Annotated in this window: 20 protein-coding genes; 9 read left to right on the top strand and 11 right to left on the bottom strand. The window is 66.2% G+C overall.

All coding sequences use genetic code 11. The annotated features are described in order from the left end of the window. Nucleotides 1–42 precede the first annotated feature (42 nt). Nucleotides 43–324, top strand: coding sequence for a hypothetical protein (locus AC3WOS_RS05415; protein WP_492714831.1), 282 nt, complete (start codon nucleotides 43–45; stop codon nucleotides 322–324). Then, entirely contained in the window at nucleotides 311–604 is a 294-nt protein-coding gene (locus AC3WOS_RS05410; protein ID WP_492714830.1) for a type II toxin-antitoxin system RelE/ParE family toxin, read from the top strand. Before AC3WOS_RS05415 ends, AC3WOS_RS05410 begins: the two co-directional genes overlap by 14 nt. Nucleotides 605–619: 15 nt before the next feature. Here the strand turns inward: AC3WOS_RS05410 and AC3WOS_RS05405 are convergent, their stop codons facing one another. Genes AC3WOS_RS05405 through AC3WOS_RS05395 form a run of 3 tightly spaced genes read right to left on the bottom strand, consistent with a single transcriptional unit; the run spans nucleotide 620 to nucleotide 3,549 of the window. After that, nucleotides 620–1,474, bottom strand: coding sequence for a sulfurtransferase (locus tag AC3WOS_RS05405; RefSeq protein ID WP_492714829.1), 855 nt, complete (start codon nucleotides 1,472–1,474; stop codon nucleotides 620–622). An 11-nt stretch (nucleotides 1,475–1,485) separates the two neighbouring features. After that, nucleotides 1,486–2,409 (bottom strand): DMT family transporter, encoded by a 924-nt coding sequence (locus AC3WOS_RS05400; RefSeq protein ID WP_492714828.1) that lies wholly within the window; start codon nucleotides 2,407–2,409, stop codon nucleotides 1,486–1,488. Nucleotides 2,410–2,448: 39 nt separating this feature from the next. Next, nucleotides 2,449–3,549 (bottom strand): aromatic ring-hydroxylating oxygenase subunit alpha, encoded by a 1,101-nt coding sequence (locus AC3WOS_RS05395; protein WP_492714827.1) that lies wholly within the window; start codon nucleotides 3,547–3,549, stop codon nucleotides 2,449–2,451. A gap of 364 nt (nucleotides 3,550–3,913) precedes the next feature. Here AC3WOS_RS05395 and AC3WOS_RS05390 point away from each other — a divergent pair, with 364 nt between their 5' ends. The 4 genes from AC3WOS_RS05390 (at nucleotide 3,914) to AC3WOS_RS05375 (ending at nucleotide 8,083) form a co-directional block, all read left to right on the top strand. Beyond that, nucleotides 3,914–4,177, top strand: coding sequence for an exodeoxyribonuclease VII small subunit (locus AC3WOS_RS05390; protein WP_492714826.1), 264 nt, complete (start codon nucleotides 3,914–3,916; stop codon nucleotides 4,175–4,177). Beyond that, nucleotides 4,174–5,058 carry a polyprenyl synthetase family protein gene (locus tag AC3WOS_RS05385; protein WP_492714825.1) on the top strand — a complete coding sequence of 295 codons (885 nt, stop codon included), beginning with the start codon at nucleotides 4,174–4,176 and terminating at the stop codon, nucleotides 5,056–5,058. Before AC3WOS_RS05390 ends, AC3WOS_RS05385 begins: the two co-directional genes overlap by 4 nt. 2 nt (nucleotides 5,059–5,060) lie before the next feature. Continuing rightward, the gene (gene dxs / locus AC3WOS_RS05380; RefSeq protein ID WP_492714824.1) at nucleotides 5,061–6,932 is read left to right on the top strand and encodes a 1-deoxy-D-xylulose-5-phosphate synthase; all 1,872 of its coding nucleotides are present in this window, start codon (nucleotides 5,061–5,063) and stop codon (nucleotides 6,930–6,932) included. A gap of 383 nt (nucleotides 6,933–7,315) precedes the next feature. Then, entirely contained in the window at nucleotides 7,316–8,083 is a 768-nt protein-coding gene (locus tag AC3WOS_RS05375; RefSeq protein ID WP_492714823.1) for a M48 family metalloprotease, read from the top strand. 17 nt (nucleotides 8,084–8,100) lie between these two features. Here the strand turns inward: AC3WOS_RS05375 and AC3WOS_RS05370 are convergent, their stop codons facing one another. Both AC3WOS_RS05370 and AC3WOS_RS05365 read right to left on the bottom strand, forming a co-directional pair. Next, nucleotides 8,101–9,192, bottom strand: a complete 1,092-nt coding sequence (locus AC3WOS_RS05370) for an alpha/beta fold hydrolase (RefSeq protein ID WP_492714822.1) — start codon at nucleotides 9,190–9,192, stop codon at nucleotides 8,101–8,103. 82 nt (nucleotides 9,193–9,274) lie between these two features. Further along, complete coding sequence (locus AC3WOS_RS05365) at nucleotides 9,275–9,829, bottom strand: cob(I)yrinic acid a,c-diamide adenosyltransferase (RefSeq protein WP_492714821.1); 555 nt, start codon at nucleotides 9,827–9,829, stop codon at nucleotides 9,275–9,277. A gap of 247 nt (nucleotides 9,830–10,076) precedes the next feature. Between AC3WOS_RS05365 and AC3WOS_RS05360 the strand changes: the two genes are divergently transcribed. Genes AC3WOS_RS05360 through glcF form a run of 3 tightly spaced genes read left to right on the top strand, consistent with a single transcriptional unit; the run spans nucleotide 10,077 to nucleotide 13,878 of the window. After that, on the top strand, nucleotides 10,077–11,567 hold the full coding sequence (locus AC3WOS_RS05360) for an FAD-linked oxidase C-terminal domain-containing protein (protein WP_492714982.1): 1,491 nt from the start codon (nucleotides 10,077–10,079) through the stop codon (nucleotides 11,565–11,567). Nucleotides 11,568–11,577: 10 nt separating this feature from the next. After that, nucleotides 11,578–12,627: a glycolate oxidase subunit GlcE gene (glcE, locus tag AC3WOS_RS05355; RefSeq protein WP_492714820.1), complete on the top strand. Its 1,050-nt coding sequence runs from the start codon at nucleotides 11,578–11,580 to the stop codon at nucleotides 12,625–12,627. 9 nt (nucleotides 12,628–12,636) lie between these two features. After that, nucleotides 12,637–13,878, top strand: a complete 1,242-nt coding sequence (gene glcF / locus AC3WOS_RS05350) for a glycolate oxidase subunit GlcF (protein WP_492714819.1) — start codon at nucleotides 12,637–12,639, stop codon at nucleotides 13,876–13,878. Between the two features lie 87 nt (nucleotides 13,879–13,965). Here glcF and AC3WOS_RS05345 read toward each other — a convergent pair whose 3' ends face one another. The 6 genes from AC3WOS_RS05345 to AC3WOS_RS05320 all read right to left on the bottom strand — a co-directional run bounded on the left by AC3WOS_RS05345 (nucleotide 13,966) and on the right by AC3WOS_RS05320 (nucleotide 18,733). Beyond that, entirely contained in the window at nucleotides 13,966–14,223 is a 258-nt protein-coding gene (locus AC3WOS_RS05345; protein WP_492714818.1) for a hypothetical protein, read from the bottom strand. Nucleotides 14,224–14,231: 8 nt separating this feature from the next. Next, entirely contained in the window at nucleotides 14,232–14,564 is a 333-nt protein-coding gene (locus AC3WOS_RS05340) for an ArsR/SmtB family transcription factor (protein ID WP_492714817.1), read from the bottom strand. A 92-nt stretch (nucleotides 14,565–14,656) separates the two neighbouring features. Next, a complete protein-coding gene (locus tag AC3WOS_RS05335) occupies nucleotides 14,657–15,142 on the bottom strand; it encodes a hypothetical protein (RefSeq protein ID WP_492714816.1) in 486 nt (161 codons plus the stop codon). 59 nt (nucleotides 15,143–15,201) lie between these two features. After that, complete coding sequence (locus AC3WOS_RS05330; protein WP_492714815.1) at nucleotides 15,202–15,663, bottom strand: GNAT family N-acetyltransferase; 462 nt, start codon at nucleotides 15,661–15,663, stop codon at nucleotides 15,202–15,204. Nucleotides 15,664–15,710: 47 nt separating this feature from the next. Next, nucleotides 15,711–16,181, bottom strand: a complete 471-nt coding sequence (locus tag AC3WOS_RS05325) for a cupin domain-containing protein (protein ID WP_492714814.1) — start codon at nucleotides 16,179–16,181, stop codon at nucleotides 15,711–15,713. 80 nt (nucleotides 16,182–16,261) lie between these two features. Then, entirely contained in the window at nucleotides 16,262–18,733 is a 2,472-nt protein-coding gene (locus tag AC3WOS_RS05320; RefSeq protein ID WP_492714813.1) for a putative bifunctional diguanylate cyclase/phosphodiesterase, read from the bottom strand. Nucleotides 18,734–18,835: the final 102 nt, after the last annotated feature.

Raw genomic sequence — 18,835 nt, 5'->3', positions numbered from 1 at the left:
GCGGTATGATGGGGTTTTGGTCAGTTGCGCGCGGTGGGTGCCATGGATACGGCAAACAAGAAGGCAAGAGCGGAATTCGATGCGTTGTCCGCGGATCAGATGCTAAGGTTGCAACGGCTGGCCGACCTGGCCAAGGTGCGGCCGGAAGACGTATGGGGGGATGTGCGGCAGTACGGATGGGAAGATGTGGAAGATTCCATCCTGGCCGATCTTGAAGCGGAAGAATATTTCAAGACCAATCCGGGCATTCCGCATGCTGAAGTGATGGCTGAAGCATGGGAGATTATCGCCCAATCCGCCAAACGAAAACGTGAAGGCCGCTGAGCTCAGGATAGTTTGGCAGTCGCAAGCTTGGCAATCCTTCGTTGGCACGTTAGAGCATATCTCCGGTCAGGACCAGATGGCCGCAGAGCAGGTGGCGCGGCGTGTCGAACAGGCGCTAGCCGTCCTGGCGACGCAGCCTGGCATTGGCACTCCTACTTTGGCGCCGGGCCGCCGCAGGTTTGCCATCCCACGCACCGGTCATACGATCGATTATCGCGTCGTGCGAGATGAGCTGCGCATCTTGCGCTGGACGCGCCAGACCCGGCACCGGCCGGGCTAGCACGACCATCCCCACTTACGCCTCGCCCGTCGCCACCGGCCGCGCCGGGTCGGCGCACCATTCGCTCCACGAGCCCGGATACAGGGCCGCGCCGCCCAGGCCGGCCACTTCCAGGGCCAGCAGGTTGTGGCAGGCCGTCACGCCGGAACCGCACTGCATGACGACATCCTGCGCCGTATCGAACAGGGGCCCGAACTCGCGCGTGAGCTGGGTGGCGTTCTTGAAGCGGCCATCGCTCAGCAGGTTGTCCTTGAAGAAGCGGTTTTTGGCGCCGGGGATGTGACCGCCCACCGGGTCCACCACTTCGTTCTCGCCGCGGAAACGGTCCGGCGAGCGCGCGTCGATCACCTTGAGCTCACTGTCGGCCAGGTTGGCCACGAGCTCGGCCGCCGTCACGGTCTTGGTCAATGTGGGTTTTTCCGTGATATGGCCGCGCGGGCGCGTGGCCACGGGCGTCACCAAGGGCAGGCCCTGGGCCGCCCAGGCGGCCAGGCCGCCATCCAGCACGGCCACGGCCGGATGGCCGATCCAGCGCAGCATCCACCACAGGCGGGCCGCGTACATGCCGCCGTGGGCGTCATAGGCCACCACCTGCGACTGGTCGTTCACGCCCCACTGGCGCAGCTTCTCGACCAGGGTCGCGCGGTCGGGCAGGGGATGGCGGCCGTGGAACTTGCCGTCCGGGCCCACCTTGGGGCCGGCCAGGTCGTCTTCCATGCTGGCGAATGCGGCGTTCTGGATGTGGCCGGCCGCATAGGCTGCGCGGCCCGCTTCCAGGTCCATCAAGTCATGGCGGCAGTCGATCACGATCCAGTCGGGATCGGTCAAGTGCTGGGCCAGGGTGGCGGCGTCTATCAGTGTCGTGTGCATGGCTGCGCTCCTTATACTTCGCTTGCGATCGGGTCGGTGTTGGCGATGGCCTTACCGCGTTCGGTACTGCGGGTATTGTAAAACGTTGCGGCGCTGCCGGACGCGAGGATCACGCCGATGCCGGCCCAGCTGTGCCAGTCGAACACGTCGCCGAACACCACCACCCCCCACACGCTGGAAAAGACGATGCCCGTGTACTGCAGGTTGGCCACCACCAGCGTCTTGCCGACCCGGTAGGCGCGCGTCATGGCCATCTGGGCGCTGGTGGCGCAGATACCTATGCCCAGCAGCAGCAGGGCGCCGTGCATGGTGTTGATGGGGTGCCAGCCGGACTGGCCGGGCGCGCCCGCCAGCATGGTGCCGGCCGCGCCGGCCACCAGGTTCATGATGGAGAAATAGAACACGACCCGGTATTCGGGCTCGCCGGCCAGCCCCAGCTTGCGCACCTGCAGGTAGGCCATGGCCGACAGCACGCTGGACGAGAGGGCGATCAGGGCCGGCGTCAGCTGGTTGGCGTGGAAGGCCGGCTGCAGCAGCAAGGTGACGCCGACAAAGCTCATGGCGACGGCCGCGATCAGCGGCCATTCCACGTGGTTTTTGGCGTGCCACCAGCCGGTGGCGAACAGGAACACGGCGATCCAGATCGGCGCCATGTAGTTGAGGGTCATGGCCGTGGCCAGCGGCAGGCGGGCGATGGCCCAGAACCACAGCCACAGCGACACCACGCCCACCAGGCCGCGCCACAGGTGGGCGCCCGGCATGGTGGTGCGGAAGCGGCCGCCTTGCAGCCGTATCATGCAGTACAGGGTGGTGACGCCCACCACGCCGCGGTAGAACACGATTTCCGACGTGGAGAACTGCTCGGAAGCCAGCTTGACGCACACCCCCATGGCGGCGAACATAAAACTGGCAAACAACATCCAAAGCGATTGCATCGAAATCCTGGTTCTGCCGCCGCGCGGCTTTGGCTGACGTTACAGCGTGATCTTGCCGCGGTACCACTCGTGGAAGTGCTGCATGCCGTCTTCCATCGGCGACTGGTAGGGGCCGGCGTCGGACGTGCCCCGGTCCATCAGGGCCTTGCGGCCCGCGTCCATGCGCAGCGCGATCTCGTCATCCTCGACCACGGTTTCCATGTAGGCGGCCCGTTCGGCTTCGATGAATTCGCGCTCGAACAGCACGATTTCCTCGGGATAGTAGAACTCCACCACGTTTTTGGTGCGCTGCGGACCTTCCGGCCACAGCGTCGAGACGATCAGCACGTGCGGATACCACTCGACCATGATGTTGGGGTACAGCGTGAGCCAGATGGCGCCATAGGGCGGCGCTTCGCCGCCGCGGAACTTGAGTACCTGCTCCTGCCAGCGCTGGTAGATGTCGGAACCGGCCTTGGCCAGGCCGCGGTTCACGCCCACCGTCTGCACGCTGTAGTCGCGGCCGAATTCCCAGCGCAGGTCGTCGCAGCTGACAAAGCTGCCCAGGCCCGGGTGGAACGGTTCGACGTGGTAGTCCTCCAGGTAGACTTCGATGAAAGTCTTCCAGTTGTAGTTGCAGGTCTGGACTTCCACGTGGTCGAACATATAGCCCGAGAAATCGAGGTCCTTGGTGACCGACAGTTCCTTCAGCTGCTCCATGACGTTGTAGCCGTTCTGCTCGAACAGCAGCCCGTTCCAGTTCTGCAACTGGGTCTTGGGCAGGTTCAGGCAGGGCGTGGTCTCGAAGTGCGGCGCACCGATCAGTTCACCCTTGAGGTCATAGGTCCAGCGGTGCAGCGGGCAGACGATGTTGTTGGCGTTGCCGCGGCCATTGAACATCAGCGCCTGGCGGTGGCGGCACACGTTGGACAGCAGTTCGAGGCCGTTGGCGTTGCGCACCAGCATGCGCCCTTCGTTTTCGGAAACAAGGGTCGCAAAGTCGCCGGCGTTCGGCACCATCAGCTCATGGCCCACATAGCGCGGACCAGCCTGGAATAATTGTTGTATTTCGCGCTGCAACAGCGCGTCGTCAAAATAGACGTTTACCGGAAGTTGCGCTTCAGATCGCGCGAGCTTGGCGTGGCTACCCAGATCGGACATCCAAACCCCCCTTAATATGTACATCAAACCAAAGAGAGACAGAATCCGTAAAGACCTGAATTCAAGTTGTTGAAAATGGTATTTCGGACAGAACCGGAGATTATACCGCGTTTCCACCCCCTTGGCGGGCTGATCGGTAGCCATCTGCCCCGGCCTTGATCCGGCAACCCGGTCCCGGAGTGAGATGGGACCGATTGCGATAAAATCCAGTTTTCCTGATAAAACGCAGGCCCAGGCGCCATGGGCGGCGGCGCTTTAGTTCCACCGGATAAGTTGGTTTGTTCTAAAATAACGGGCTACACTGCGCCCGCAGCGCTGTTTTTTGCACAACTCGGGCACTTTTGCCTGTAAAGATCCGAATTCTATGTCTAAGAAATCAAGCGCGGACGCCGCGCAAACGGCCGCGCCGCCCGCTACCTTCGAGGAAGCGATGGCCGAACTGGCCCAACTGGTCGCCCAAATGGAGGCCGGCCAGCTGCCGCTGGAAGCGTCGGTAGCGGCCTACCAGCGCGGTTCGGAGCTGGTGAAATACTGCGCCCAGCAACTCGACAAGGTGGAATCCCAGGTCAAGGTGCTGGAAGGGGACATGCTCAAGCCCTTCGCCGAAGCCCAGGAGGATGCAGCATGACGCCTGCCTTCGACGACTGGATGAAAACCGTGCAGGCCGCCTCCGAGCGCGACCTGGGCGCCTATCTGCCGGGCCCGGATCAGGTGCCCACCAAACTGCACGACGCCATGCGCTACGCCCTGCTGGGCGGCGGCAAGCGGGTGCGCCCGCTGCTGGTGTATGCGGCCGGCGCCCTGTTCGGGGCCGACGAGCAGCTGCTGAGCCGCGCGGCGGCGGCCGTGGAAATGATCCACGCCTACTCGCTGGTGCACGATGACATGCCCTGCATGGACGACGACGCCCTGCGCCGCGGCAAGCCCACCGTGCATGTGGCGTATGATGAGGCGACGGCCCTGCTGGTGGGCGACGCGCTGCAGTCGCAAGCGTTCCTCGTGCTGTCCGAGGCGGCGCCGTGCGAACGCCTGGTGCCCATGCTGCGCCTGCTGGCCCACGCGGCCGGCTCGGCCGGCATGTGCGGCGGCCAGGCCATCGACCTCGATAGCGTGGGCCTGAGTCTGACCCTGGAACAGCTGGAGCAGATGCACCAGCTGAAAACGGGCGCCCTGCTGCGCGCCTCCGTCGTGCTGGGCGCACTGGCCGGCAAGACGCTGGACGCGGCCGAGACGGCGGCCCTGAACGATTACGCGCGCGCCATCGGCCTGGCCTTCCAGGTGGTGGACGACGTGCTCGATGCGACGGCCGATTCGGCCACGCTGGGCAAGACGGCCGGCAAGGATGCGGCCGACAACAAGCCGACCTATGTCTCCATCCTCGGCCTGGAACCGTCGCGCGCGCTGGCGCAACAATTGCGGCTCGACGCGCACGCAGCGCTCGCGCCGTTCGGTGAAAAAGCTCTGCGGTTACGCGAACTCGCGGATTTGATCGTGCAGAGGAAAGCATAAATATGAACTTGCTCGAAAATATAGATTCCCCGGCCGACGTGCGCAAGCTGGCGCGCCATCAGCTCACGCCGCTGGCGCATGAACTGCGCCACTACCTGCTGGACTCCGTGTCCAAGACGGGCGGCCACCTGTCGTCCAACCTGGGCACGGTGGAACTGACGGTGGCGCTGCACTATGTGTTCAACACGCCGCACGACCGCATCGTGTGGGACGTGGGCCACCAGACCTACTCGCACAAGATCCTCACGGGCCGGCGCGAACGCATGCACACGCTGCGCCAGCTGGACGGCATCTCCGGCTTCCCCAAGCGCGACGAGAGCGAATACGACACCTTCGGCACGGCCCACTCGTCGACCTCGATCTCGGCCGCGCTGGGCATGGCGCAGGCGGCCAAGATCAAGGGCGAACAGCGCCACGCCATCGCCGTCATCGGCGACGGCTCGATGACGGCCGGCATGGCCTTCGAGGCGCTCAACAACGCCGGCGTACAGGAAGACCTGAATTTGCTGGTGATCCTGAACGACAACGACATGTCGATCTCGCCGCCCGTGGGCGCGCTGAACCGCTACCTGGCGCGCCTGATGTCGGGCCAGTTCTACGCGGCCGCCAAGAACGTGGGCAAGTCGGTGCTGCCGGCGCCCGTGCTGGAACTGGCCAAGCGGCTGGAAGAACACGCCAAGGGCATGGTGGTGCCGGCCACCATGTTCGAGGAATTCGGCTTCAACTACATCGGCCCCATCGACGGCCATGACCTGGAATCGCTGATCCCCACGCTGCAGAACATCAAGCAGCTCAAGGGTCCGCAGTTCCTGCACGTGGTGACCAAGAAGGGCCAGGGCTACAAGCTGGCCGAGGCCGATCCGGTGCTGTACCACGGTCCGGGCAAGTTCAATCCGGCCGAAGGCATCAAGCCGGCCGCGGCGCCGGGCAAGACCACCTACACGGAAGTATTCGGCAACTGGCTGTGCGACATGGCCGCCGCCGACAAGCGCCTGGTCGGCATCACGCCGGCCATGCGCGAAGGCTCGGGCATGGTGCGCTTCGAGCAGAAGTTCCCGGACCGCTATTTCGACGTCGGCATCGCCGAGCAGCACTCCGTCACCTTTGGCGCCGGCCTGGCCTGTGAAGGGCTCAAGCCGGTGGTGGCGATCTACTCCACCTTCCTGCAGCGCGCCTACGACCAGCTGATCCACGACGTGGCGCTGCAGAACCTGGACGTGACGTTCGCGCTCGACCGCGCCGGCCTGGTGGGCGCGGACGGCGCCACCCACGCCGGCAATTACGACATGGCCTACCTGCGCTGCATTCCCAACATGGTCATCATGGCCGCCTCGGACGAGAACGAGTGCCGCCAGATGCTCACCACCGGCTACCAGTACAACGGTCCGGCCGCGATCCGCTATCCGCGCGGCGCCGGCATCGGTGCGGCCATCGATCCGGCCCTGACGACGATCGCCATCGGCAAGGGCGAGATCAAGCGCCAGGGCCAGAAGATCGCCATCCTGGCTTTCGGTTCGATGGTGGCGCACAGCGTCAAGGCTGCGGCGTCGCTCGACGCGACGGTGGCCAATATGCGCTTCGTCAAGCCGCTGGACGTGGAGCTGGTCAAGCAGCTGGCCGCCAGCCACGACTACCTGGTGACGGTGGAAGAGGGCTGCATCATGGGCGGCGCCGGCGCTGCCGTGGCCGAGGCGCTGGCCGCCGAAGGCATCGTCAAGCCCATCCTCATGCTGGGCCTGCCCGACAAATTCATCGACCATGGCGACCCGGCCAAGCTGCTGGCCAGCGTGGGCCTGGACGCGGACGGCATCGCCGCCTCGATCCGCCAGCGCTTCGGCGCCGACGTCCCACGCCTGGTGGTCAACAACGCCTGACCGGCTCGGTACGAACCACAGAAAACGGCGCCTCGGCGCCGTTTTTTTTACATCCCTCAAAAAAGGGGTACGTCCCCATTTCCAAAAAAAAGGGTACGTCCCCAAAAAAAGGGGTACGTCCCCATTTTTCAAAAAAAGGGGTACGTCCCCATTTTTCGATAACTGTGTTACGTCCACAGTTTCCGTCCCCAGTTTTCATATGCATGTACACGCTGGGCTCGCCGCAATTATTTTGTTACGTCCCGGGTTTTTGCGTCGTTTGCGCCACCGCAGGCTGGCGGTGAGCGTGGCCTTGCGCCGGGGGCGCTTCAATCCTATATTGATATAAATCGTTTATATCGACGTGCGTCTGGTCGTGGCGGCCCGGCGCAGGGGAGGGCGGCATGTACCGGGTTTCCATGTGGACGGCGGTCTTGTTGCTGTGCTGCGGTGCGGCACGGGGGCAGGTGCCGGAATCGGGGCGCTGGCAGGAGCTGCGTTTTCCGGCCGATGCGGTGGACAGCCAGGTCGAGGACCGCTACATCGACCGCGTGGTGACATTGGCCGCCGGCGGCAAGCTCGATGACGATCCTGCCCTGCTGGCGCGCCTGCGTTCCATCAGCGCCGGCCTGATACGGGCCGCCGTGGCCCTCAAGCCGGAGGCGGCCCAGTGGCAATGGGAGCTGCACACCACCAGCGACCCCGAGGTCGATGCCGTCTGCATGGCGGGCGGGAAGATCCTCGTCGGCAGCGCCTTCGTGCGCGACATGGCACTCGATGATGGCGAGCTGGCCACCTTGCTGGGACATGAGGTGGCCCATGCCGTGGCCGAGCATGTGCGCGAGACGTTGTCCGAGGCGCTGGTCCTGGTGCGCCTGCCGCCGCTGCCGCTCGATGTGCTGATGGAGCGGCTCGACAGCGATCTGTCGCTGCAGATCAAGCTGTCAGATCTGTCCAGCCTGCAGGAGAGCGAGGCCGACCAGTTAGGGATGGTGCTGGCTTACCGGGCCGGCTGGCCGCTGGCGGCCATGGTCCGCTTCTACGGCAAACTGGCGGCACATGAACAGGCCGCACTGATAGGCGACCACCCGGGCGCCGCTTCGCGCCTCAGCATGGCCCGCGGCATGGCGCTGCTGCTGGGCAGCGATGCGCCGCTGGCGATATCTCCCTGATAGCAATAGTGACCGGGCTACTGGCCGCCGTGCGCGGCCACGGCAGGCTTGAGCGCCGCCTCGACGGCGGTCCGGATTGCCGTCATGTCGCACTGGATGGCAAAGTGGCCGCAATCGCTATCGAGCATCGTCATGTCCGCATGAAGCAGCGGCGCCAGCGCCTGCGCCGCGCGGGGATTGACCAGCTGGTCCTGGCTGGCGTTGATCAGGTGGACCCGTGCCCGCACCTGAGCCGCCGCCTGCTCCAGCCCCTGCGGCCCACCCGGCCCGCCGCCGATGTCCTGGCTGAGCAGGGCGCGGATCTGGGCCAGGTTGTCATTGGCGTCCGGCGCCTCGGGATCGGGCGCCACCGTCTCGCGCAGGAACTGGGCGAAGGCGGCCGGCGCCGTCGTGCGCTGCCGGTATCCGGGCGACGTGGCATTCAAGGCAAACACCATCTGGAACAGGGGCAGCGGCGGGTTGCGTTGGTAGTCGCCGCCGGCAAAGGCGGCGTCGGTAACGATGGCCTGTTCGGCCGTGTGCCAGAACAGCAGGTCATAACTGGACAGGCGCGGGGTGGCGGCGACGGGAATGGCGACATCCATGAAGCGCGGGTGGCTGACCGTCCACTGGAGCGCCTGCATGCCGCCCATCGAGTAGCCGATTACCGCGTGCAGGTGGTTGATGCCCAGCGTCTCCGTCAGCAGGCGGTACTGGCTGGCCACCATGTCGCGGATGGTGAAGGCAGGGAAGGCCTTGCCGTGCTGGCTGGCGCTGTTGGACGGCGAACAGGAGACGCCGTTGCCGATCGCATCCACCAGGATCACGAAGTAAGGTGCGGGATCGAACAGGCCCTGCGGACCTAGCACGGCCAGCAGCTGCTCGCTGGTGCCCGTGTGCCAGGTGGGCACCAGGATGGCGTTGCTGCGCGCGGCGCTGAGCGTGCCGAGCGTGCGGTAGCCGAGCTGGCAGTCGCGGATGACGGCGCCGCTTTCCAGTTTCATGTCGCCCAGGCGGGCAAACTGCTGGGGCGCCTTGGGCGCCTCTGCGTGCGCGTGCGCGGCCAGCATGGCGCCGCACAGCAGGAGGACCCGTGCAATGGCGGACGGGGATGCGCGTCGTTGCGTCATGGCGTACTCCGATCGGGGCGGGCCGCTCCCGGCCCATGATGGCTTAACTGCGTAGCTCAACCTGGCGGCTTAGCCGCATGGTTTAGCTGCGCTTGCGTTCGTGCTGCCACAGCACGTCGCTGCCGCCGGCAAAGCGGTTGAGCACGCGCGACAGCACGAACATCAGGTCCGACAGGCGGTTCACATACTGGCGCGGATGGTCGTGGATGGTTTCGGCCTTGCCCAGCGTGACGATGGCGCGTTCGGCACGGCGGCATACGGTGCGGCACACGTGCGCCACAGCCGCCGCCCGCGAGCCGGCCGGCAGGATGAATTCGGTCAGCGCCGGCAGGTCGGCGTTGTACTTGGCCAGCAGGTCGTCGAGCCGGGCCACGTGGGCTTCCGTGATCATCTGGTAGCCGGGGATGCACAGCTCACCGCCCAGGTCGAACAGGTCGTGCTGGATCGTTACCAGTTCCTCGCGCAGGGCGTCGGGCATGGCTTCGCACAGCAGCAGGCCGATGTTGGAATTGAGTTCGTCCACGTCGCCCATGGCGTGCACCCGCACGCTGTCCTTGCCGGTGCGCGTGCCGTCGCCCAGGCCGGTGGTGCCGTTGTCGCCGGTGCGGGTGGCGATCTTGGAGAGTCGGTTGCCCATGATGGTTACTGATCCGTTAAAAGTTGAGAGGATACGCCAAAACGGCGCCGGCCGCCGCATTTCACCCTGCTGCCAGCATGGCCAGCATAGGCAGATTATGCCAGCCTGATGCCGGTCCGCCCATGACGCCGGCGTGCCGCGGGAAGGCGACAATAGCGGCGTATCCGCATCAATTGACCGGCCCCACGCGACGGCGGCGCCGTTTGTGCTTACAATCGATGTCTATCGACTCGCACTCATCGCCGCCATGCACATCGCTCCCTCCGATCCGGCCGCCATATCCGCCCGCCGGCAACAAGTGGCCGACGCCCTGCGCGCCGTGCTGCCGGCGCGCTGCGTGCTGTCCGAACCGGAAGACACCCGGCCCTACGAATGCGACGGCCTGGCCGCCTACCGCCAGCTGCCCATGATCGTCACCCTGCCCGACAGCGAGGCGCAGGTGCTCGCCATCGTCAACGTTTGCCGCGCGCTGAATGTGCCCATCGTGCCGCGCGGGGCCGGCACCGGCCTGTCGGGCGGCGCCATGCCGATCGCCGACGGCGTGGTGCTGTCGACGGCGCGCCTGAACCAGATCGTCCGCATGGACGCCTACGCGCGTACGGCCGTGGTGCAGCCGGGCGTGCGCAACCTGGCCATTTCCGATGCCGCCGCCCGCCACGACCTGTACTACGCGCCCGACCCCTCGTCCCAGATCGCCTGCACCATCGGCGGCAACGTGGCCGAGAACTCGGGCGGCGTGCACTGCCTGAAATACGGCCTGACGGTGCATAACGTGCTGCGTGTGCGCATGGTCACCATCGAGGGCGAGGTGGTGGAGCTGGGCGGCGAGGCGCTGGACGCGCCGGGCCTGGACCTGCTGGCCGTGTTCATCGGCTCCGAGGGCATGCTGGGCATCGTGACGGAAGTGACGGTCAGGCTGATCCCCAAGCCGTCCACGGCGCGCGTGATCATGGCTTCGTTCGGCGAAGTGGGCGCCGGCTGCAACGCCGTGGCCGACCTGATCGCGGCCGGCATCATCCCGGCAGGACTGGAGATGATGGACCAGACTTCGGCCCGCATGGTCGAACCGTTCTGCAAGGCAGGCTACGACACGGAGGCTGCCGCCATCCTGCTGTGCGAGGCCGACGGCACGGTGGAGGAGGTGGAGGAAGACATCGTGCGCATGACGGCGGTGCTGCAGGCGGCCGGCGCCAGCGCCATCGCCGTGTCGCAGGACGAGGCCGAGCGGCTGCGCTTCTGGTCCGGCCGCAAGAACGCCTTCCCGGCCGCCGGCCGCATCTCGCCCGACTACTACTGCATGGACGGCACCATTCCCCGCAAGCGTCTGGCCGAGGTGCTGGCCGGGATCGCGCGCATGGAAACCAAGTACGGCCTGCGCTGCGCCAACGTGTTTCATGCCGGCGACGGCAACCTGCATCCGCTGATCCTGTTCGACGCCAACCAGCCCGACGAATTCGCGCGGGCCGAGGCTTTCGGCGCCGAGATCCTGGCGCTGAGCGTGGAGGTGGGCGGCACCATCACGGGCGAACATGGGGTGGGTATCGAGAAGATCAATTCCATGTGCGAGCAATTCACGGCCAGGGAGCTCGAAGCGTTCTTCGCCGTCAAGCGTGCCTTCGACCCGCTGTCGCTGCTCAATCCCGACAAGGCAATTCCGACCCTGAACCGCTGCGCCGAATTCGGCAAGATGCGGGTCACGGGCGGCGTGCTGAAGTTCCCCGATTTGCCGCGTTTCTGACGGAGTCCCCTTGCAAGCGCTCATCGCACAATACCAACAACAGATCCGCGCGGCCACGGCCGCCGGCACGGCGCTGCGCCTGCGCGGCGGCGGCACCAAGGACTGGTACGGCAACGCGCCGGCCGGCGAACTGCTCGACACGCGCGCCTACTGCGGCGTGCTGGCCTACGAACCGACGGAACTGGTGATCACGGCCCGCTGCGGTACGCCATTGGCCGAGATCGAGGCATTGCTGGCCGAACGGCGCCAGATGCTGGCGTTCGAGCCGCCCCGCTATGGCGCCGCATCGACCATCGGCGGCGTGGTGGCGGCCGCCCTGTCCGGACCGCGCCGCGCCAGCGCCGGCGCCGTGCGCGACTTCGTGCTGGGTGCGGCCATGATGGACGGCCACGGCGAGCTGCTGTGCTTCGGCGGCCAGGTGATGAAGAACGTGGCTGGCTACGACGTCTCGCGCCTGCTGGCCGGCTCGCTCGGTACGCTGGGGCTGATCATGGACGTGTCGCTCAAGGTGTTGCCGCTGCCCGTATGCGAGGCCACCTTGCGCCTGGAGCTGCCCGAGATCGACGCGCTGCGGCGCCTGAACGAGTGGGGCGGCCAGCCATTGCCCATTTCGGCCAGCTGCTGGCACGGCGGCGTGCTGACGGTGCGCCTGTCCGGCGCCGAGGCGGCCGTGGGCGCCGCGCGGCGCAAGCTGGGCGGCCAGCTGGTGGACGACGGCGCCGCTTACTGGGCCAGCCTGCGTGACCAGCGTCACCCGTATTTCGACGGCGGTGAATTGTGGCGCCTGTCCGTGCCACCAGCCGCCAGCGCCCTGGTGCTGAAGGGCGAACAGCTGATCGAATGGGGCGGGGCGCTGCGCTGGCTGCGGGTGGCCGGCGGCGACGCGGCCGCCATCCGCCGCACGGCGGCGTCCGTGGGTGGCCACGCCACCCTGTTCCGGGGCGGCGACCGGCGCGCCGGCGTGTTCCAGCCGCTGGCGCCGGCGGTGGCCGCCATCCACCAGCGGCTCAAGGCCGGCTTCGACCCGGCCGGCATCTTCAATCCCGGCCGCATGTACTGACGGAGCGCCATGCAAACCAATCTCGCCGATTTCATCAAGAACACGCGCGACGGCGATGAAGCCGACGCCATCCTGCGCGCCTGCGTGCATTGCGGCTTTTGCACGGCCACCTGTCCCACCTACCAGCTGCTGGGCGACGAGCTGGATGGGCCGCGCGGGCGCATCTACCTGATCAAGCAGGTGCTGGAAGGGGCGCCTGTCACGGCCAAGACCCAGGGCCACCTGGACCGCTGCCTGACCTGCCGTAACTGCGAATCGACCTGTCCGTCCGGCGTCAAGTACGGCCGGCTGGCCGACATCGGCCGCAAGGTGGTGGAGCAGCGCGTGCAGCGTCCGCTGGCCGAGCGCCTCAAGCGCGCCGTGCTGCGGGAGGCGCTGCCGCGCAGCTGGATCTTCACGCCGGCGCTGCGGGCGGGCCAGCTGTTCCGGCCCTTGCTGTCCAAGCCCTTGCAGGACAAGATCCCGCGGCTGCAGGGCGCTGGCCGGCGTCCCGCGCGCGCCCATGCGCGCAAGATGCTGGTGCTCGAAGGCTGCACCCAGCCGGGCATGGCGCCCAACATCAACAGCGCCACGGCACGCGTGCTCGATGCGCTGGGCGTGCAGCTGCTGAGCGCACCGAAGGCCGGCTGCTGCGGCGCGCTGCGCTACCACCTGAACGACCAGGACGGCGGCTTGGACGACATGCGCCGCAACATCGACGCCTGGTGGCCCTATGTGGAAGGCACGGACGGCGCACCCACGGTGGAGGCGATCGTAATGACGGCGTCCGGCTGCGGCGCCACCGTCAAGGAATACGGCCACCTGCTGGCGCACGATGGCGCCTACGCCGCCAAGGCCGAACGCATTTCGGCGCTGACGCGCGACCTGAGCGAAGTGATGCCGGAATTCGAGGAAGAACTGGGGCGCCGGCTGCGCGGCAAGATAGATCAGCGGGTGGCCTATCATCCCCCTTGCACGCTGCAGCATGGGCAGCAGATCCGCGGCAAGGTGGAAGGCGTGCTGCGCGCGGCCGGAGTGGATGTGCAGCTGTGCGCGGACAGCCATCTGTGTTGCGGCTCGGCCGGCACCTATTCGCTGCTGCAGCCGGAACTGTCGCTGCAGCTGCGCGACCGCAAGCTGGCCAATCTGGCGGCCACCGAGGCACAGGTGATCGTGTCGGCCAACGTGGGCTGCCAGGCCCACCTGCAATCGGGCACGGACACGCCCGTCCAGCACTGGATAGAACTGATAGACCGCGCGCTGGCGCCGTGAGCGGCGGGCCTTAGCGCCAGCGCTCGGCCTGTTTGACCAGGTAGTGGTCGTACACGTAGCGCGGGCGCCGGGATGGGTAATGTGGGCTTACTCGACTTCCTTCAGTACTTTTTCCACCGTCGCCAGACGGGATTTCAAGTCGCTCAGCGTGGCGTCGATGGACGTCAGGCGCCGCGCGGCTTCGGCTTGCGCTGCAACCGCCTGTTCGGCGAGCTGGCGGTAGGCGTTATCGTTGGCCTGGTGCGCTTTCGCCTGCTGGACGGCGGCGTAGGAACGCATGCCGAACACCAGGACGATGGCGGCGAGCGGCAGGCAGATCGTCAAAAGATAGACACTTACGGACATGATGGCCTCTACGTTTCAGTATTGTTGGTCAGGGACTGCACCGCCTGTGCGATGGCGGCCGGGGTAAGGTCGACGTCGAAATCGGCCGCTTCAAAATACTTGAGCGCCTTGCCGTCGTGGGACAGCTCCAGCTGGCTCGTCACCAGGCCCGCGTCTTCCAGCTTCTGCAGGTGCAGGTGCAGCAGCGGGCGGCTGATGCCGAGCTCCCGCGCCAGCTGGCTGACGTAGTTGCGCCCGCCCGACTCCAGCATGGCGACGATGCGCAGCCGGTGCGGGTTGGCCAGCGCCGACAGCATGGCCAGCAGCCGGTTTCCGTCGATTTGTAGTGTTTTCGTTTTCACGTGTAAAGAATATCTGACACGTGACAGTAAGGCAAGCGATTTCGCTGCGATGGATGCGCAGCGATTTGGGCGGATGCAAAAGCGGGGTTGGGTCAGCGGTTGCGGAATACCGGGCAGAAGGCTGTATTGCCGGTGTAGCTTTGTCCGGCCGTGCCGTCGGGCTTGAGTTCCTTGAGCCAGCCGTCGGGATGGGCCGGCGTCGGCCGCTTGCCGCAGTTGGTGTGCACCCAGTGGATGCCCACGCCCCTGGAGTAGAGCTGGCCGCACACGCCGATCTTGTCGTTCACCTTGATCGCATTGAGCGGGGCCGGAATGCCGGCATTACCCTGGTCAAAGCCGGGGACGAAGACGTTGTCGATGGCGACGTCGTAGATCCTGCCGTCCTGGTCCGCCTTCATCGTCAGGTGCGTGTGCGACAGCTCCACGCCCTTGCGATACTGGCCATGCGCGAATTTGGGGCCGCGCACGACCACGCCGGTGCGGTAGGAACCGGCGGCCGCGCTGCAATCGCTGGCCTCGTCGGCAAACGCGCCGGTGGCGGTAACAAGCAGGCAGGTGACCAGCAGGGTTTTCATCATGACGTCCTCTATGTGGTGGGTGATTCGGGAAGTGCGAACGGGTGCCGGCTACGTGGGTTTTATAGCAGCTTGTGATAGATGACGAATCCCGGCTTGTCGGCCACTTTATCGTAAAGCTGCATGGCCGTCAGATTGGTTTCGCGCGTTTGCCAGTAGACGCGGGCAATGCCGGCCGTCCTTGCCTGTTCGTAGACCGCGTTGATCAGCGCCCGGCCCACGCCCAGTCCCCGGGCCTCTTCAGCGGTGAACAAATCCTGCAGGTAGCAGGTCGGTGCGATCTGTATCGTGTTGCGGTGGTAGAGGAAATGGACCAGTCCCAGCAACCTGCCTGCCCGTTCGGCCACCATGGCGTGCATGGGCTCATAGGCGTCGAAGAAGCGCGACCAGGTCATCCTGGTAATTTCCGGCGCCAGGGCCGTTTCGCCGGATCGGCCGTAGAAGGCGTTGTAACCGTCCCAGAGCGGTTTCCACTGCGGGAAATCGTCCTGCTGCACTGCGCGTATCACCAGCTGTTCGCTCATGGTTTCCTTGTCAAATGGTTGGGGGCCGGATTCCTGCCCGCCGATTTTCACCCTAAATCATCGATCGGATAAGGCGTGCCGTCCTTGTGAGCATACCCAGCGATTTCCGGGGCGAATACGAGGTCGACGTCGGAGTACACCACGCGATCGTTGGCCATACGTGAGCCAACCTCCAGGCAGAGGGCCGTCGCTTCGCTCCGGTTGACGAGATGGTGCCCATTCGGCGTGTTCGCGGGAAAGGCGGCACAGTCGCCCGCCCGCATCAGCCGTTCGCCGCTGTCCGTGATGAGCACAACTTCGCCAGATATCACATACACAAATTCATCTTCCGCCGAATGCCAGTGACGCTGCCCGGACCAACAACCGGGCGGGAGCTCGATGCGATTGACGCCAAACTGCGTCAGGCCGCCTGCATCGCCCAGCCGCTGGCGGACGCGCGCAGCAACCTCCAAGTGGTAGGGAGCCGGATAATCGGAGCCTGTATGCGCAGGGACATTGTTCAAATCGAGTTTGGGCATGGTCACTACACCTCTGGTCAGTTTTACGGTTCGTCTTCGCCGCGCCCTGTGTTTGCACGCATGGATCGCGACCGCTCTCATCACCCCGCCGCAAACAGCGGGAACTGGGCGCCGCCATCGGCATCCTCGCCATGCAGGCTGACGATGGGCGGCAGCCGCGTGGCCGCTTGCCAGATGGGGGCGCTGTCGAAAGCGGCCACCCAGGCCAGCACTTCGCCGGCCGGCATGGGGCGGGCGATGCCGTAACCCTGGGCCAGGTCGCAGCCCAGCCGCAGCAGCATGGCGCCATGCTCCACCGTTTCCACCCCTTCGGCGATGATGCGCATGCCGAACGAGCGCGCCAGGCTGATGATGGCGCTCACCAGGTGCAGGTCTTCCCGGTCCACCAGCATGGCGCGCACGAAGCTCTGGTCGATCTTCAGCGTGTCGGCCGGCAGCCGCTTGAGGTAGGACAGCGACGAATAGCCGGTGCCGAAATCGTCCAGCGCGAAGCTGATGCCCTGCTGCTGGCAGGCCAGCATGATGGCGCGCACGTGGGCGATGTCGCTCAGGGCCGACGATTCGAGTATTTCCAGCTCCAGCATGGCCGGCGGCACGTCCGGGAATTCGGCCAGGATGGCGCACAGGCGCTCGACGAAATCGGCGCGCTGGAAATGGCGCCCGGCGATGTTGATGCTGACCACCCAGTCCGGCATGTCGGCCCGCCACGCCTGCAGCTGGCGCAGCGCCTCGCGCAGCACCCATTCGCCGATGTCGACGATGATGTCGCTGTGCTCGACGATAGGCAGGAAGTCCATCGGCCCCACCAGCCCCCGCTGCGGATGCTGCCAGCGCAGCAGCGCTTCCATGCCGATGATGCGGCCGGTGCGCATGTCGAGCTTGGGCTGGTAGTGCAGCCGCAGCTGGCCGGCGCGCAGCGCGGCGCGCACTTCCGTGCGGCGGTTGTGGTGGGTGCGTACCTGTTCGTCCAGGTCGGCGTCGAAGAAGTGGAAACGCTTGCGGCCCGTGATCTTGGCCTGGTACAGGGCCTGGTCGGCGTGGCGCAGCAGGAGGTCGGCGCTGGTCTCGGTGCCGGTGTAGATGGCCACGCCCACGCTGGCCGACATCTTCACCACTTCCCCTTCGCACAGATAGTCGCGTTCCAGCGCGGCCATCAGGCGCTGCAGCACGGGGGCGATGGCGTTGCGTTCGCCAAGTTCGGGCAGCAGCAGCACGAATTCGTCGCCGCCCAGGCGCGCCACATACTGGCGGTGTTCGGCCAGCTCGTGCAGGCGGCTGGCCACCTGCTTGAGCAGGGCGTCGCCCACGGCCTGGCCCAGGCTGTCGTTGACGTGCTGGAAGTGGTCGAGGTCGAACAGGCACACAGCCAGCCGGTAATGGCCGTCGCGGGCGCGCGCGATCTCGTGCTCGAAGCGGGCCGCCAGCGCGGCGCGGTTGGGCAGGCCGGTGAGGATGTCGTGATTGCTCTGCCATGACATCTGCTGGATCAGCTGGCGCCGTTCCGTCACGTCGCGGAACACCAGCACCATGCCGTGCACGGATCCGTTGGCCGAGCGGATGGCGGCGGCCGTGTATTCGATGGTCGACAACTGGCCCGACAGATGGCGCAGGGCCTGGTTGCTCATCTTGACGGCGGCGCTGCCGGCGCAGATGGCGTCCGTGGCCTTGAGCAGCGCGTGCTGGCCGAAGTTATTGGCCAGTGCGAACACCTGGTGCAGTTCCATACCGCGCGCCTGCTCCTCGTCGCGTCCGGTCAGGGCCTGGGCCACGGCGTTGACGGTGACGATGCGGCCGGCCGTGTCGGTGGTGATGACGGCGTCGCCGATCGAGGCCAGCGTGACTTCGATGCGCTCCTTTTCCGCCCGCAGCTGCTGCTGGCTGCGCCGCAGCGTGTGCACCAGCGCCGCCACCTTCTCGGCCATGTTGTTGAAGGTGCGGGCCAGGGCGCGCGCTTCCAGCGTGCCGCGCTCGCGCATGCGTACCGTGTAGTCGCCGTGCTGGAATCGATCGGTGGCCGCTTCCAGGCGCCGCAGCATGCGCTGGTTGAGGCACACGAGCATGGCCAGCAGGGCGTAGATGATGGTGATGTTGATGGCCGAGATCACGGCTTGCTGGCGCACCGTGTGCCACACGGCGTTCAGCTGCGCGGTGGGCGCGAACTGCAGCGCCAGCGTGGCGCGCGGGCCGATGGCGCGCTCCATGGCGAGCGCCGGCACCGTGCCCAGGCCGGCGAACCAGGAGGGGAAGCGGACCGGCTCCGGCGCCGCGCGCAGCGCTTCCAGGTGGCCGCCCGGGTAGTCGAGGCGGACATCGGCCACGTCGGGATTGAGCAGCAGGGCGCCGGCCAGCACCGTGTCGAGCGCGCCGCGGTCGCGCGCGGCCAGCGCCGGCTGCAGGGCTGTGGCCAGGTAGCTTTCCAGCTCGCGCGCCTGCTGCCGGTAGCGCGCCCCGGCCGCCTGCGATTCGCCGTCGATCAGCAGGGTGTAGCGCACGCCGGTGACGACCGCGATGATGACGAAGATCGGCAGGAACAGGCGGGAATAGGTTCCCATCCGCATCCAGCGTGATAACAATTTCCCGAGCAGCGGCATAGACGGTCGATTTAATCCGGCAAATTTATCCACACTCATTATTACCGAAAAGTTAATCCACAC

It is taken from the genome of Rugamonas sp. FW305-51 (genome assembly GCF_058786935.1).
This window is presented reverse-complemented; position numbering and strand designations above follow the sequence as displayed.

What these genes read in the sequence shown, in the direction of transcription:
- AC3WOS_RS05415 (WP_492714831.1), top strand. Translation starts at nt 43, where the DNA reads ATGGATACGGCAAACAAGAAGGCAAGAGCGGAATTCGATGCGTTGTCC.
- AC3WOS_RS05405 (WP_492714829.1), bottom strand. Translation starts at nt 1,474, where the DNA reads ATGCACACGACACTGATAGACGCCGCCACCCTGGCCCAGCACTTGACC.
- AC3WOS_RS05400 (WP_492714828.1), bottom strand. Translation starts at nt 2,409, where the DNA reads ATGCAATCGCTTTGGATGTTGTTTGCCAGTTTTATGTTCGCCGCCATG.
- AC3WOS_RS05395 (WP_492714827.1), bottom strand. Translation starts at nt 3,549, where the DNA reads ATGTCCGATCTGGGTAGCCACGCCAAGCTCGCGCGATCTGAAGCGCAA.
- AC3WOS_RS05390 (WP_492714826.1), top strand. Translation starts at nt 3,914, where the DNA reads ATGTCTAAGAAATCAAGCGCGGACGCCGCGCAAACGGCCGCGCCGCCC.
- AC3WOS_RS05385 (WP_492714825.1), top strand. Translation starts at nt 4,174, where the DNA reads ATGACGCCTGCCTTCGACGACTGGATGAAAACCGTGCAGGCCGCCTCC.
- dxs (WP_492714824.1), top strand. Translation starts at nt 5,061, where the DNA reads ATGAACTTGCTCGAAAATATAGATTCCCCGGCCGACGTGCGCAAGCTG.
- AC3WOS_RS05375 (WP_492714823.1), top strand. Translation starts at nt 7,316, where the DNA reads ATGTACCGGGTTTCCATGTGGACGGCGGTCTTGTTGCTGTGCTGCGGT.
- AC3WOS_RS05370 (WP_492714822.1), bottom strand. Translation starts at nt 9,192, where the DNA reads ATGACGCAACGACGCGCATCCCCGTCCGCCATTGCACGGGTCCTCCTG.
- AC3WOS_RS05365 (WP_492714821.1), bottom strand. Translation starts at nt 9,829, where the DNA reads ATGGGCAACCGACTCTCCAAGATCGCCACCCGCACCGGCGACAACGGC.
- AC3WOS_RS05360 (WP_492714982.1), top strand. Translation starts at nt 10,077, where the DNA reads ATGCACATCGCTCCCTCCGATCCGGCCGCCATATCCGCCCGCCGGCAA.
- glcF (WP_492714819.1), top strand. Translation starts at nt 12,637, where the DNA reads ATGCAAACCAATCTCGCCGATTTCATCAAGAACACGCGCGACGGCGAT.
- AC3WOS_RS05345 (WP_492714818.1), bottom strand. Translation starts at nt 14,223, where the DNA reads ATGTCCGTAAGTGTCTATCTTTTGACGATCTGCCTGCCGCTCGCCGCC.
- AC3WOS_RS05335 (WP_492714816.1), bottom strand. Translation starts at nt 15,142, where the DNA reads ATGATGAAAACCCTGCTGGTCACCTGCCTGCTTGTTACCGCCACCGGC.
- AC3WOS_RS05330 (WP_492714815.1), bottom strand. Translation starts at nt 15,663, where the DNA reads ATGAGCGAACAGCTGGTGATACGCGCAGTGCAGCAGGACGATTTCCCG.
- AC3WOS_RS05325 (WP_492714814.1), bottom strand. Translation starts at nt 16,181, where the DNA reads ATGCCCAAACTCGATTTGAACAATGTCCCTGCGCATACAGGCTCCGAT.
- AC3WOS_RS05320 (WP_492714813.1), bottom strand. Translation starts at nt 18,733, where the DNA reads ATGGGAACCTATTCCCGCCTGTTCCTGCCGATCTTCGTCATCATCGCG.